Here is a 13,993-nt window from a genome sequence, read left to right as displayed (position 1 = left end):
ACAAGCTAGAGGATGCCGACTGCACCCTCGGCCCAGATCGCCAAGGCAGCTGTTATTACTCCGCAAAAGAGAGACATCCGTAAGACCGACTGGTCAACGAACCGAACAATCAGCTCAATCGCACAGCCGAAAACGCCGAAAATGGCGGCAGCCGCAATGAAATCAGCACCTGTCCAACGCACCTCGTTGGCGAACAACATCGCGATGGCTGGAAGGACGAGCAAGACCCCAAGGATAGCCCAAAGGGCCGGACGCCACCTTTCGAGATTAGCTGCTCGAGAACTCGCCGATACAGTCACAGACACCCTCCATCGACGTTACTTTCACATGCGCCTTGATTGTCTGCAAGCGGGCGGACGCGTCCAAGCTATGGGCGCTGCCGTGGCCATCTAGCGGTAGCGACAAACCAGCATGTCACGCCCGCGATAATCATTCAGGTGGACGCATAAATCAAGGCAACGACGGCGGTTGAACCCGACCGTTTGAAGGCGATGCTGATGGCGAACCCGGCAAACGCCACCGCGACCATCGCCACCCCAATCCTGCCAATCCGTATTTGTTCGCCTCCGCCGATGCTCAACGATCGGCAACTCGAGACATGCGGTGCTGGAGAGGGAGTGTCTGCAAGCGGGCGTTAACTCCCGTGATGACCTCGACCGCGTCGTCCGTCGGGCACAGGCGACGAGGCTGAAGCGACGCGGCAGCGTAGCCGGCACGCCGTCGAACGCCGCGCCTCTTTGAACAGCTGCAACAATGCGCCGCGGGTTTCGTGGACGGGAGCGGGGAGGAGCGCTCCAACCGGGTGAGACGTGTTTGCGGCAATTCGAACCGAAGTTGCCGGCACGCCCCCCCCAGGGGCCGTGGGCCGGCTTCGCAAGCTCGGTCGCCCGGACACGCGTTTCGCAACTCCCCGGTACCCTCCCGGCCTCCAGGACGAACGGTCAGCCTCAGCACCCGTTCGTCCTGTCGACCATCGTTCTTGATGGCCCGTTCGAAGGTCCGTCGTGACATTGCCGTCATCCGGCAGGCGGAATCGCCGACGGGACCATCGGATCAACCAACGTTTCCTCGAATTAGTCCACCTCTCGGTATCGGTAAGGTCGGCCTGACCTTCGACGCCTACCGGCTGGAAACGCGAACTTGGGAGCTGATCATCGGCGTCGAGTCTCCTCTACAATCTAAGAATCTAGATTCAGATTGTTGAAGTAGTTGGCACGTGAGTCACGGGTGATCAGCGTTCTCCCCTGAAACGCCCACAGGTTGATTCTTAGAGCTCCAATGAATCTCACCGATTCGATCGAACCGTCCACGTTACCCACAGGCTGGGGACGGTTTTCGGCCTTGTGCAAGAGTATGTGGATAACTGACGACTTACCCACCGCCAAATTGGCTCGACCCTTAAAGGATCGCTTATCCACAGATCGATCCACGTGTTATCCACAGGTTGAGCGGAGCGCCAGGTCGAAGCTTCGCTTCTCGGCGGGACCTCCGGACTGCGCGTTCCCGGGTTCGATCAATCCGAATGCGTGATCCCAACATGTTCTGGCATTACCCGTGCCCCCGAAGCCTCTGCGCCACCTGATTCCGTCGCGTACCGCTTCGCGATACCGAGGACTGGAAATGCCGCGGAGTGCGTCGCCTCGGCAGGATGCTAACGGCGGCGACCGTACGCTCCTGTTGACACCGTCGTCTAATATGTTCCACATATGTTCTTATGGCACACGCACTCGACCCGATGCGCGACGGCGCACAACCGCTATCCCAGACACATAATCTGATTGCCGAGATTCTGCCTGAACTCAGGAACTGCGAAATCCAGACGATCTACTTCCAGTGCATCGAGGACGGCCCTGAAAGTCTTCTAGCGCCGATCGAAGCGGAGTTCGGTAAACGGGGCCTTTCACCCTACGGCACTTTCACCACGGCGCTGTGTTGATGGCAGGTATCATAACAGCTGATCGTATCGCCGATCTGATAGATCAGTCGCCCGACTGGGCGCTTGCAGGCCTGACCTCATCACAGGAGCGGTTGAGAGCCGATGCTCGGCGCGAAGTCGCTAGGCATGTTTACGACGCCCTGTACCATCCGCTTTGCCTGGAGACGGCTCAGTTGCCGCTTCCACTCTGAATTGACTGCAGGTTCGCATCGGGCAGTTGAGGTGAGCCCGCCGCGGACGGCGCGGCCTCCGCGATGTCTCTCGAGGCCCCCGGAGATATGAGCATTATCCGCTGGCATTGAACGCTCACCGCGCTAATGCGAGTTGATATCATCAGCCAGCGATAGTTTTTCATGACGAGTTCCTCGATCCGCACTTGGTATCTCGTGCACAAATGGACTGGCCTGGTCTGCACGCTGTTCCTGCTGATGCTGTGCGCGACGGGCCTGCCGCTCATCTTCAGTGACGAGATCGATCGAATGGGTGGCGGCACCCCGCAGTTCGGAATGCCGGGGGTGGGTTCGTCCGGCACTGCGAGTGGACTACTCCCGCTCGACACCATGATGTCCACGGCGCTCGCCATGCGCCCAGGCGAAGTGCCGTTGTTCATGGCGTTCGACGACGACCAGCCATCGATGACCATCACCACCGGACCGACACCGGACGCGCCGGGTTCGGAAATGACGACGCAGGTCTTCGATCGCTCGACCGGCAAGTTGTTGAGCAAGGAGGATGGCGGCGGCATCATGCACTTCCTGCTGAAGCTGCATACGGACATGTTCCTCGGCCTACCGGGCATGCTGTTCCTCGGTGCGATGGGCTTGCTGTTCACATCCGCGCTTGTCTCCGGCGTGGTGCTCTACGCGCCTTTCATGAGCAAGCTCGCCTTCGGCACGCTGCGAACGTCGCGCAGCACGAGGCTCAAGTGGCTCGACTACCATAATCTGCTCGGCATCGTCGCACTCGCCTGGATGACCGTCGTAGGGCTCACCGGCGTGGTCAACACGCTGGAAAAGCCGATCAACAAGCTCTGGCAGCGGAACGAGCTCGCCTCGATGACGCGCGAATATGCCGGCAGGGACGCGCTGACGCCTTCACGCTACGGGTCGCTGGACAAGGCGATGGCCGCGGCGCGCAAAGCACTCCCCGGCAACAACCCGCAGTTCATCGGCTTTCCGGGGGGAAATTTCAGTTCGAAGCATCACTATGCCGTGTTCTTCCAGGGCGACACGCCGCTCACCAAGCGTCTTCTCACACCTGCGCTGGTCGACGCCGAGACGGGTGCCTTCACCACCGCGCGGTCGATGCCGTGGTACAACAAGGCTCTCTCGCTCTCCCGCCCGCTGCATTTCGGCGATTATGGCGGACTGCCGCTCAAGATCCTGTGGGCCGTGCTGGACCTCTTCGCGATCGTCGTGCTCGCGTCCGGGTTATACCTATGGCTCGGCAAGAGACGCGCATCCCCCGCGGCACATGTCCGCGAGGTCGAAACGGGCGGCGTGGCAGTGCCGGCTGAATGACGCAGCGGCGACATTCGCGGCAGAGCCTCGCTGCGATCTTCGGGGCCCCGGCGATGATCGGGGTCCTGAGCGTCGGCGCGTTGATCGCGGCGCTGACCGGCGATGGCTGGCGCGACATGCTGTCGTGGGTGGGTCTCGCCGTACCGATCGTGACCGTCGGCTGGGCCATGCGCGCCCGCCGGACCTGAACGACATCTGCGACCCCAAGACAGCGCAATCGAGGACATGCCCGTGATCAAGACCCGCTCCCTTCTACGTCTGGCCGTTGGCTCATACGCGTTGGCCTCAACATGTCCCGCCCAGGCGCAGGATGCGGCGTCCGAGAAGCGTACCGAGGAGATCGTCGTCACCGCGCAGAAGGCGAACCGGACGGGAGTGACGCACGGCGGGCGGGGTCGGCGTCCTCGGTGACAAACCTGCGGAGGACGCGCCCTTCGCCATAAAGAGCTACAATTCCGCGCTGATCCTCAATCAGCAGCCGCAGACGCTCGGCCAGGTGCTCGACAACGACCCGTCGGTGCGGACGAGCTACGGCTTCGGCAATGCGGCCGAGCAGTTCGTCATCCGAGGCTTCGCGCTTGCGGGCGACGATATCGGCTTCGACGGGCTGTACGGCATCACACCGCGCCAGTTGATCGCTCCAGAGCTCTACGACGCAGTCCAGGTCCTGAACGGGTCGAGCGCGTTCCTGAACGGCGCGGCACCCGGCGGGACGGCGATCGGCGGCAGCGTCAACCTGATCCCCAAACGTGCAGGTAAGGCGCCACTGACCCGGCTGACCGCGAACTACACGTCCGGCGGGCATGTCGGCGGCAGTTTCGACGTCAGCCGCCGCTTCGGCGCTGGTGGCGAGTGGGGCGTGCGCATCAATGGTGCGGCCCGGCGAGGTGACGTGGCGATCGAGGACGAGTTCCGCAGCGCATATTTGCTTGGCGGCGCGATCGACTACGATAACGGATCACTGCGGCTGTCGCTCGATCTCGCCTACCAGAAGGTGCGCGTGAACCACATCCGTCCGAAACTGACGCTTCCTGCTGCGATCACCGTCATTCCCAAGGTTCCGAAGGCCGACACCAACTACGGTCAGCCCTATTACTTCACCAACCTGCGTGACGTGTACGGCCAGTTCCGCGCGGAATACGACCTGTCGGACGATGCGATGGTCTACGCAGCATTCGGCGCGCGCGACGGAGCGGAGGACGGCTTCTACAGCACGCTGTCGCTGCTTAATGCGACGACCGGCGCAGCGTCGGTATCCGGCTCGCGCATCCCCCGCACCGACAACAACGAAGCAGCGCAGGCAGGCGTGCGGGTGAAGCTTGCCGCAGGTGGCATCACGAACGAATTCAACGTCGGCGGTTCAATGAACTGGCTGACCAACCGCAACGCGTTCGAGTTCTACGCCATCTCGTCGGGCACCACCAACATCTACGCGCCCGTCGTGGTACCCCAGCCCAGCCGCGTCACCTCGCAAGGCGGAAATCTGGCCGATCCCTTCCCGATATCGCGGACCCGCCTGACGAGCGTCTTCGCCTCGGACACGATCGGCGTATGGGAGGACCGCATCCTGCTCACCGGCGGCCTGCGGCTGCAGCAGATCGTCGTGAAGGCCTATTCGAACGTTACCGCGCTGCAGACTGGCGAGTATCGCAAGGATGCGATCACACCGGTCGTCGGTCTGGTCGTCAAGCCGATCGACCATGTCTCGCTCTATGCCAATCGTATCGAGGCGCTGGTCCAGGGTGCGACCGCCCCTGCGATCAGCGGGGGCCTGAACATCGTGAACTTGGGCGAGGTGCTGCCGCCGTTCCGGTCGACGCAGTACGAGGTCGGCGGCAAGCTCACACTCAACGCTGTGACCGCCACCCTTTCGCTCTTCACCACCGAACGGGCGACGGCGATCGCCACGGCGCTGCCCGCACCGCCCGCGAACGCCGCACGGTTCGAGGCCTCCGGGCTTCAGCGCAACAAGGGTATCGAACTGAGCATCCAGGCGGAGCCGGTCGACGGCCTGCGGATCATTGCCGGCGGGTCGGTGATCGATGCCAGGCTTCGGCGTCAGACCAACGGGCTCAACGAGGGACGTAAGGTCGCCGGTGTGCCGGACTACCTGATCAACGGCAACGTGGAATGGGATCTGCCGTTCGTGCCCGCCCTCACCGTGACCGGTCGCGTCGTGCATACCGGGCAGCAGCCGGCCAACGCGGCTAACACGCTGTCGCTGCCGAGTTGGACGCGCGTCGATCTCGGCGCCCGATACGTCGCGGTGGTGGGTGACCGGCCGCTGACCCTGCGCTTCGGCGTCGATAACGTCGCGAACAAGCGATATTGGGCGACCGCCTTCGACAGCTCGCGCCCCGACCTGCTTCAGGGCGCCCCGCGGACCTTCAAGCTGTCGGCTTCGATCGATCTTTAGGCTTGCTTGCCCGTGGTCGGTTGCGCGGAATGTTCGGCTCCAAAGGTCGGTGGTCCTTTTCACCGTTTCGCCGGACCGGGGGAGACCGGACTACCGGACCTGACGCGATGACCGCGGTGATACCGTGCGATTTCCGTCTCGCTTCGGATGTCGAACAACGCCGCGATAAATTTTGGATTTCTTTATTTCCAGAAATGTTGTAATTAATCGGTGTCCGTCCATATTCCGATTGTCCGTCACATGAAACGGCGGGTGGAAGCCTCAACGCCGCGGAGGTAGAGAACCGGTGAACGAGTCGGGACTGCTCAACGAGGGGGCTCCCCTCCGGTCAGCCAAATCGGTTGCGGATCGCCTTGTCAGGCATCGCTGCCCAGCCCGCGTCGACGCATTCCCGCCCACCATGCCATGGTACGCCAGATCGGATTTAGCGCGATGACCGATGTCCTACGTCCGTACCGCGTCCTGCACACCTCGGACTGGCACATGGGCCACGAGTTGTTCGGCCATGTCCGCGACGTCGAGCACGACATGTTCCTGGACTGGCTGCTCGACCGGTTGAAGACGGAGGACGCAGATCTCCTTCTGGTGACGGGCGACATATACGACGTCGCCAACCCGCCCATCGCCGTGATGGCCCGCTTCTACCGCTTCCTGCGCGACGCCACGACCGCTTGTCCGCAACTCACGGTAGTCATCATCGGCGGGAACCACGACAGCGCGGCGCGCATCAACCTTCCCTCGGCATTGCTCGGTCCGGGACGGGTCCATCTGGTCGGCTCGCTACCGAGGAAGGATGGCGCCACGGATTGCGATCGGCTTCTGCTGCCGCTTCCCGGAAGAGGCGGCGCGACCGCTGCCTGGCTTGCAGCCGTGCCCTATTGCCGGCCCGGGGATCTGGCGTCGCGCGGCTTGGAAGGCCTTTACGCCGAGGTCCTCGACGCGGGGAAGGAGCGTTCCGGGGCGTTGCCGCTGATCCTAACCGGTCACCTGCACGTGTGGGGCGGCGACGTGTCGGAGCAGTCCGAACGCAGGATAGCCGTAGGCGGCGAGGAGGCGGAGGCCGCGGCCCTCTTCGACGACCGTGCCGCATATGTGGCGCTCGGCCATCTTCACCGTCCTCAGGACATTCCGGGAGCGACGCCGATCCGCTACGCCGGATCGCCCTTTCCGCTTTCGGCGACGGAGCGGCTGTACCGTCATTCGGTGACCGTCGTGGACCTGGTCGACGGCGGCGCTCGGATCCGTGACGAACCGATCCCCCGCCCCGCGCCGTTCCTGGCCGTTCCCGATAGCGGACCGATGCCTTTGGCCGATGTCGAGAACGCGATCGCGGCGCTGGACCTCGATGCGGACATCGCGCGCGGACTCCAGCCGTTCGTCGAGATCTCCGTGCTCGTTGATGGACCGGAGCCTCATCTCCAGACGAGGGTTCTGGCCGCGCTGAGCGGCAAGCCGGTCCGTTTGACCCGCATAGTGCGCGTGCAGGCCAACGAGCCCGACGGCCGGGCGATCGACGCCCGCCAGGCTGATCTTTCGGAGCTGAAGCCGGAGGCGGTATTCGCCGAATTGTTCGAGCGGGAGCACGGAGGCGAGCCGCCCGCGGCCTTGATGCACGCCTTCCTGTCCCTGATGATCGACGTGCAGGGGGCTCGGGACTGATGCGGGTACTAGCCATCCGAGGGCGCAACCTGGCGAGCCTGGCCGGTGATTTCGAGGTCGACTTCGAAGCGCCGCCGCTCGCCGACGCCGGAATATTCGCGATCACCGGGCCGACGGGAGCCGGAAAGTCGACCCTGCTGGATGCCATGTGCCTCGCCCTCTTCGACGCCGTGCCCAGACTAGGCGCCGCATCGCGCGGCAGGATCGAGACCGACCAGGGCGACGAGCTCTCCGCAACCGATCCGAGGACCATCCTCCGGCACGGCGAAGGCGAAGGGTTCGCCGAGATCGACTTCGTCGGCCGCGACGCGCGTCGCTACCGTGCGAGGTGGTCGGTGCAGCGCGCTCGCCAGAAGGCGGGCGCGAAGATGCAGAAGAGTTCGCATGCTCTTTCGAGGATCGACGCCGACGAGCGATTGGGAGGTACGAAGACCGAGACATTGGTTGCGATACAGGACCTCATCGGCCTGTCGGCCGATCAGTTCCGCCGTGCGGTCCTTCTCGCGCAGGGCGACTTCGAGGCGTTCATCAAGGCCAACGACAACGATCGCGCGGTCCTTCTGGAGCGGCTCACCGGTTCGCGGATCTACACGGACCTCGGCCGGGCGGCCTACGAAAAGGCCGCCGGGTTGCGGTTGATCCAGCAGGGCCTTTCGGATCGTCTTCAGGCGCAGAACGGCTTGGACGAGGTAGCCCGCGCCGACGCCGAGGCGCGACGGGACGCGGCGATTGCCCAGGAGCGGCTCGCAGCCGCGGCGCTGGCGTCGCTCGAACTCGATGCGAAGTGGGAAGCGGATCGACACACGCTCACGACGCGTCTCGGCGCCTGCGAGACGGAGGTCGAGCGGACGGCCACGGCCTTCGCACAAGCCGGTCCTGCCCGGGACGCCCTGCGACGTCTGAAGCTCGCCTTCGCGCTCGCTCCGGACTGGACATCGGTGGTCGCGGCGAAGCGGACCGTCGAGGAGGACCGTTCGGAGGTCGTCCGACGGGCGGCCGACGCCGGCGAAGCCGTATTGGCCGTGGAGGCCGCCGAGGAGGAGGCACGGCTGTCCAACGTGGCCTCCGCAGCCTTGGCGGAACGGGCGACGATCCTCAAACCGCTGATCGACGAGGCGCGCACCACCGATAGAAGGCTCGCCGAGACCACGGCGGCGCTCGCCGAACTAGCGGAACAGCGTGCCGCACGCGCAGCCGGCCTGAAAGACTGCAGAACCGTCGAGAACGACGCGTTCGCCGCATTGCGGTCGGCGATTGCGGCACGAGGCGTTCACGGTGAATGGCTGGCCGCGAATGCGGCCGTGGGGTGGATCGAGACCAGGGAGGACGACCTTGCGCGTCACCTCGCGGAGCATGCGACCGTGGCGCTGGGCCTGGAGAGGCTCGAGGCCGATCGCATCGCCGCGCAGCGCGAACTTGAGACGGCCGACGCGGAATCCGAGAAGACCAGGCTCAGCTTGGCGGACGCCGTTGCCGGCCACGCTGCGGACCAGGCTGCGCTGGCGGCCGCCGAGGCCGCCGTGCCTCCAGACCAGATGCGCATCGCGCTGATGGCCAGACGGGACGCGATCACCGCCGTCGAGCCGCTTTTGGTCGACTGGCGCAGCAAGGTCGTGCGGACGTCGGACATCGAAGGGACGCTAGAACGTCTGCGAAGCGACCGATCCGCAGCGGTCGTCGAACTGCAGGGCCTTTTGGCCGCTCGCGCCGCCGCCGCCGCCGCCCTACCCGCCATACGGGTCCGCTTGGAGGAAGCGCGGATCGCCGGCGCATTCGCCGAAGCAGCTGCAGGCGATGCGGCGTTGCGTCTGCGCGAACTGCTAGTCGCTGGCGACCCGTGTCCGGTATGCGGGGCCACCGAGCATCGGGCCACCGAGATCGAGGCGCTCCTGGGGGAGCAGTTGAAGGGACAGCGGGCGCGAATAGCCGCGTTGGAGGCGGAAATGGTCGCGGCGACGTCCGAGGAGGTGCGTCTCGGTTCGGAGATCCGGAGCCTGACGCGGCAGAGCGAGACGCGGGATGCCGAAGTGGCTCGGCTGGAGGTGAGGCGCGGGGAACAGGTCTACATCCGCGAGAAGGCGCTGTCCTCGCTCCGCGTCTCCGCCGAGGCCGCTGGGTTCGATGCGGAAGATCCGCTCATCAGCTCGCTCCTCGCCTCCGAACTGGCCTCTATCGACGCCGAACGGCGGTCGATGGACGCAGCCGTCGAAGAATGCCGGGTCGCGCGATCGAAGGAGTCTGTCGCCCGGAAGCTCAAGGACGACACGAGGACGACCTTCGACCTGGCAGGGGACGTTCGACGCGAGGCGACGGCCCGCGCGGCTGGTGTCGCGGCGTCCATCACCCGGCAACGCGATGCGATGGACCGGCTCGCCCGTTTCCTGGACGCGGCATTCGTCGGTCCGGTCGATTGGCGATCGCTCGATGACCCGGTGGGATGGCTTGCAGGCCGGTGCGCGGCGTGGCGCCGTCGTACGGCGGAACATGCCGAAGCGTCGGCTGCCATTCCCATGCTCGAAGGCGCGTTGGCAGCCGCGAGAACCGATGCAGCTGCGGCGGCCGCGCTCGCGGAGGCGATCGAGGAGGAAGCGTCCAAGCTCGGGTCGAACATGGGCTCTCTAGCTGATGCCCGGCGGGCTATGCTGGACGCGAGATCTGTTCTGGAGGTCGAGACCGAACTTGACGCCGCGGCGTCCGCGCAAGGCCGCAGGCTCGAGGAATCCGCCAGGAGCGTGGTGCGGACCCGACTGCTCCTCTCGACGTCCAAGGCGCGCAGGGAAGGTGCCGTTGCGTCGCTAGCCAAGGCGGAAGAGAACCATCGACGGCTCGAGGCTTCGTTTGCCGACGCCTTGAGAGAACGATCCTTGGACGTAGACGCCGTATCCGCCGCCGCGGCCGGGGGCGCGGAGGTGATCGAGCTGGAGGAGAAGTGGCTTTCGGATATCGCCTCCGCGGTCCGGGACGCGCAGACGGCTCTCCTTCAGCGCCGTTCCGATCTGGAGATCCACGATGCGTCCGAAAAGCCCCGGATCGCCGACGACGATCTGATGGATGCGTTGGGTTCCGCTCGCATTGCGGTGGCTGACGCACGGGCGGCGCTCGACGACGCGCTGTTCGTCCTGCGACGGGACGACGAGGTGCGCGTCGAAACAGCCGGATTGCGCGCGGACCTGGAGCGCGAGCGCGAAGCGTCGCGCGTCTGGCTCGCTCTCAGCGACCTCATCGGCGACAAGGACGGGCGGACGTTCCGTCGTTTCGCGCAGGGCCTCACCCTCGACCGGTTGCTAGACCACGCGAACGAGCGACTGCGGGAACTGAAGCCCCGATATGCGCTCGAGCGCGGCGGCGGTGGCGACATGCTTATACAGGTAGTCGATTACGACATGGCCGGCGAGGTTCGCGGGGTGCACAACCTCTCGGGCGGCGAACGCTTCCTGATAAGCTTGGCTCTGGCGCTGGGCTTGGCGGAGATGTCCACCGGAAGGGGACTGAGAATCGAGAGTCTCTTCATCGACGAGGGATTCGGTGCGCTGGACACGTCCAGCCTCGGGCAGGCCATCGCTGTCCTCGAGCACCTTCACGCGACGGGGCGCCGGGTCGGCGTGATAAGCCATGTCGAGGAAGTGAAGGAGCGCATCCCCGTCAAGATAGAGGTCGTGCCCGTCGCGCGAGGGAGGAGCGTGCTCGCCATCTCTACGAACTGAACGGGACGCGGGTGGCGTGCCGATCGCAATGCGGACGTCCTATTCTTCCCCGATTCCGAGGCCTGCGAGCTGCCAATACTGAATGGTGCCGACGGTAACGTCTTCGCAGGGCTCTCCGCGCAACCGCCTCGTCGTTCCGGTTCTCAGGATGGGCCGCACCGGGTTCCCGCGGCGCCATCGCTGTCCGTGTTGAGGACCTGGTTGCCGTCCACGCTATACACGGCGTGGTGTTCACCGAGCGGATCGGCGTAGAAGCCGTAGAGCTTCTTCCAGCGGATGACCGCTAGCGCAGCGTTCAGCGCATTCAGTTCGGCGACCTGCAGATTGCAGGCATCGTCGTCTCCCCTACTGTCCGTCGGGAACGGGATGCGGTTCATGTCCCGGACGTGTGATCGCATCGCTGGAGTGCTGGTCGTGATCCTGACCGTTCCGGAGACGCCGGTTGGCGTCAGGCGCAGTTTCATCCCCAGATCGACGAAGCGCTTTCCGGTTCGTTCGAGATGTTCGATGACCGGACGCTTCGCCGCGGTACCGTCAATGCATAGGAATGCGAAGTCCACCTGATCCAGCATCGCGAGGGATGCGACCAACAATCCGCTCCGATGCGGCACGACGCCGCGATGCACGCGCGAATAGAGCGCTGCGTAGTGATCGACTCTGGCGGGCGCAGCTCCGATCTCGGCGAACGACGCCGCGCCCGGTGAGAGGAAGGCGTCGTGCTGGTGGAGCGTCTCGTCATCGAACAGATGGATTCGGGCGACCGGGGTCTTCGCTACGAGGTCCAGGACGTAGGCACCGGTCCCGCCGAGACCGACGATGGCGACGCTGCTGCCTTCGAGTTTCCCACTGAATGCGCCGATGCCGGTTCTCTGGCTCGCGGTGTCCGCGTAATCGAACGGGCCCTGTGGATTCTCGGTCACGACTACCCGCCGGCGGCCGCGCGCCGTGACGGTCGGATCCAGTGAGATGGCGTGCCTGCAGATCAGGCCCACGTAGCTGCTGACCAACTGGTGGTAGTCCTCGAACCCGCCGTCGTCGGGCTTCGCATGGAGAAGGTGGTTGGCGACGAGCCCGCCTCCGAAATCGCGCCGGAGCGGCGACGTGATGGGATCGTCGATCGGAACGCCGCGGTCGTCGCACGGTACGGCTCCGACCCAGAACACGTCGCGCCCGGTCGGTCGTGCGGTGGTGCCTTCGACCATGTCCAGCGGAACGATGAGGGTACCGCGCTCGATACGGCCTGGGCCGGACACGAAAGGGATGCCCGTCACGACGAGGCGCCCGCGGGCGACGGAGAGCGAGTATCCCTCGTCGCGCAGACGCCGGAGATCGGGATTACGGCCTGTCGATGCGCGTGACAATGAACGTCTCCTCTGCTGCCGGGGTGTAGTGCTGGTGGCTCGAGCGGCTACCAGCGGCATGCGCTTCTCCCGAACGAAGGACGCCGCACGAACGCAACGTCTCCTCCGCCTTGCCGCGATCGAACAGACCACCGGGAATGGACGGCACGCACCGTCTCTGGAGCAGGCGCGCCACCGCCAGGGAGGTTCCCCCAAAGCGTGCGGCAGCCTCGGCGGGACTGATGGCGGTCGACGCAAGGGTTTCTACGGCGGCGACCGGGACCGTGCGGTCGCTACCTGTCCTCACGGGCCATTCCGAAAGGATGCAGGCTCCGTGGCGAGGATGGAGCCCGAGCGCTTCCAACGCCTCCTTCTTGGACATCATGTCGGAGACGATGCCGACGCTGGCGGGGGTGGCCGCGCGGTGCTCGCATAGTCTTACGACTGCGTCTGGACGAACGGAGATCCGATCGGCCAGGGCTACGGGTGCGGAGGCGACGAAAGCCTGCAACCGTCCATCTGCGATGGCTTCGAGGACGGGCGCCCAGGGTTTCAGTCCGGGTATGCCGACCATCGCCCGGCGCAGCGGAACCGAACCCTCCGGCCGGGTAGGCGTCGACCGCGCGAGGACTGCTGACCGGAGACGTTCGACGGATACCGAACCGACCCGCCGTTCGCGTTCCAGGAAGGCGAGCGCGGGCTCTTCGATCGCTTCGAGCCGCCCCGCCCAGACGAGTTCCTCCACGCCGCGGTAGGTGATCCCCAGCTCGATGGCGGCCTTTCCCAAGGATGACGTCGATCGCAGCAGAGTTCCAAGCCTTTCGAGATCGGCCTTGCAGATGAGCGGCAGCGGTCTGTCGTCGTGGATGGCAAAGATCGTCTTGACGAACAGGCCCCGTCTCAGTCCGGTCAATTCGCGGATCCGCAGGCCGGAGAGAACGGCAGCGGCCTTGATGTCCAGCCCGTGGTCGGACCGATACAGATCAGCGCGAAGGCGTGCGACGACTTCCCTGACCGGGGCAGCGACCGACGGACTGTCGGCCAACGCCAGGAAGGCCTCGGTCGCGCCCTTGTTCCCGTCCCCGTGCCGACCGGTCCGCGTCGCCAGCCTGGTTCCCGCAAGTTCCGCGAACACGTTGGGCCAGCCCTCCAGCATCGTCCAGGCGGCGGCCATCGCCTCCGTGACGGACTTCGCGGACGCGTCGTCCGCGAACAGGCGTCGGTTGCTCCTCTGCCGTATGCTCGGGTCGTGCACCCCTGCCAAGGCGCAGCCCAATGTCGAGCAGATCTCCAGCCGACAGGTCTCGCAGACATCCGGGCAGACGTCCGGAGCTTTCGGAGCGGCGGCGCTGATCCGGATGCATGAGCCCGATCATGAGGTGGAGCGCAGACCGGAGTTCCTCGGGTACGACGGGGGC

The 13,993-nt window shown here is 65.1% G+C and carries 10 protein-coding genes; 8 read left to right on the top strand and 2 right to left on the bottom strand.

The window, feature by feature from the left end; genetic code table 11:
• The first annotated feature begins 1,714 nt into the window (after nt 1–1,714).
• The 8 genes from QFZ54_RS14980 (at nt 1,715) to QFZ54_RS14950 (ending at nt 11,235) form a co-directional block, all read left to right on the top strand.
• The gene (locus tag QFZ54_RS14980) at nt 1,715–1,936 is read left to right on the top strand and encodes a hypothetical protein (RefSeq protein ID WP_307088371.1); all 222 of its coding nucleotides are present in this window, start codon (nt 1,715–1,717) and stop codon (nt 1,934–1,936) included.
• Nucleotides 1,936–2,127: a DUF6771 family protein gene (locus QFZ54_RS20430; RefSeq protein WP_373458539.1), complete on the top strand. Its 192-nt coding sequence runs from the start codon at nt 1,936–1,938 to the stop codon at nt 2,125–2,127. The genes QFZ54_RS14980 and QFZ54_RS20430 overlap by 1 nt, the downstream gene beginning before the upstream one ends.
• A 162-nt stretch (nt 2,128–2,289) precedes the next feature.
• Nucleotides 2,290–3,456: a PepSY-associated TM helix domain-containing protein gene (locus QFZ54_RS14975; RefSeq protein WP_307088370.1), complete on the top strand. Its 1,167-nt coding sequence runs from the start codon at nt 2,290–2,292 to the stop codon at nt 3,454–3,456.
• A gap of 53 nt (nt 3,457–3,509) precedes the next feature.
• A complete protein-coding gene (locus tag QFZ54_RS14970; RefSeq protein ID WP_307088368.1) occupies nt 3,510–3,644 on the top strand; it encodes a hypothetical protein in 135 nt (44 codons plus the stop codon).
• A gap of 43 nt (nt 3,645–3,687) precedes the next feature.
• Nucleotides 3,688–3,867, top strand: a complete 180-nt coding sequence (locus QFZ54_RS14965; RefSeq protein WP_307088366.1) for a hypothetical protein — start codon at nt 3,688–3,690, stop codon at nt 3,865–3,867.
• A gap of 28 nt (nt 3,868–3,895) precedes the next feature.
• A complete protein-coding gene (locus QFZ54_RS14960; protein WP_307089491.1) occupies nt 3,896–5,872 on the top strand; it encodes a TonB-dependent receptor in 1,977 nt (658 codons plus the stop codon).
• A gap of 432 nt (nt 5,873–6,304) precedes the next feature.
• Complete coding sequence (locus tag QFZ54_RS14955) at nt 6,305–7,531, top strand: exonuclease SbcCD subunit D C-terminal domain-containing protein (protein WP_307088364.1); 1,227 nt, start codon at nt 6,305–6,307, stop codon at nt 7,529–7,531.
• A complete protein-coding gene (locus QFZ54_RS14950; protein ID WP_307088362.1) occupies nt 7,531–11,235 on the top strand; it encodes an AAA family ATPase in 3,705 nt (1,234 codons plus the stop codon). Before QFZ54_RS14955 ends, QFZ54_RS14950 begins: the two co-directional genes overlap by 1 nt.
• A gap of 143 nt (nt 11,236–11,378) precedes the next feature.
• On the opposite strand, the gene QFZ54_RS14945 is transcribed toward QFZ54_RS14950, so the two are convergent.
• On the bottom strand, nt 11,379–12,656 hold the full coding sequence (locus QFZ54_RS14945; protein ID WP_307088360.1) for a ThiF family adenylyltransferase: 1,278 nt from the start codon (nt 12,654–12,656) through the stop codon (nt 11,379–11,381).
• Nucleotides 12,571–13,749: a hypothetical protein gene (locus QFZ54_RS14940; RefSeq protein ID WP_307088358.1), complete on the bottom strand. Its 1,179-nt coding sequence runs from the start codon at nt 13,747–13,749 to the stop codon at nt 12,571–12,573. The genes QFZ54_RS14945 and QFZ54_RS14940 overlap by 86 nt, the downstream gene beginning before the upstream one ends.
• Nucleotides 13,750–13,993 lie beyond the last annotated feature (244 nt).

Source organism: Sphingomonas faeni, assembly GCF_030817315.1.
Lineage (GTDB): Bacteria > Pseudomonadota > Alphaproteobacteria > Sphingomonadales > Sphingomonadaceae > Sphingomonas > Sphingomonas faeni_C.
The sequence above is the reverse complement of the archived record's forward strand: the minus strand, read 5'-3'. Positions and strand labels throughout refer to the sequence as shown.

Bases quoted from the DNA above. Each gene is read 5' to 3' on its own strand.
- QFZ54_RS14980 (WP_307088371.1), top strand. From the start codon at position 1,715: ATGGCACACGCACTCGACCCGATGCGCGACGGCGCACAACCGCTATCC.
- QFZ54_RS20430 (WP_373458539.1), top strand. From the start codon at position 1,936: ATGGCAGGTATCATAACAGCTGATCGTATCGCCGATCTGATAGATCAG.
- QFZ54_RS14950 (WP_307088362.1), top strand. From the start codon at position 7,531: ATGCGGGTACTAGCCATCCGAGGGCGCAACCTGGCGAGCCTGGCCGGT.
- QFZ54_RS14945 (WP_307088360.1), bottom strand. From the start codon at position 12,656: ATGCCGCTGGTAGCCGCTCGAGCCACCAGCACTACACCCCGGCAGCAG.
- QFZ54_RS14970 (WP_307088368.1), top strand. From the start codon at position 3,510: ATGATCGGGGTCCTGAGCGTCGGCGCGTTGATCGCGGCGCTGACCGGC.
- QFZ54_RS14975 (WP_307088370.1), top strand. From the start codon at position 2,290: ATGACGAGTTCCTCGATCCGCACTTGGTATCTCGTGCACAAATGGACT.
- QFZ54_RS14955 (WP_307088364.1), top strand. From the start codon at position 6,305: ATGACCGATGTCCTACGTCCGTACCGCGTCCTGCACACCTCGGACTGG.
- QFZ54_RS14940 (WP_307088358.1), bottom strand. From the start codon at position 13,749: ATGGCCGCCGCCTGGACGATGCTGGAGGGCTGGCCCAACGTGTTCGCG.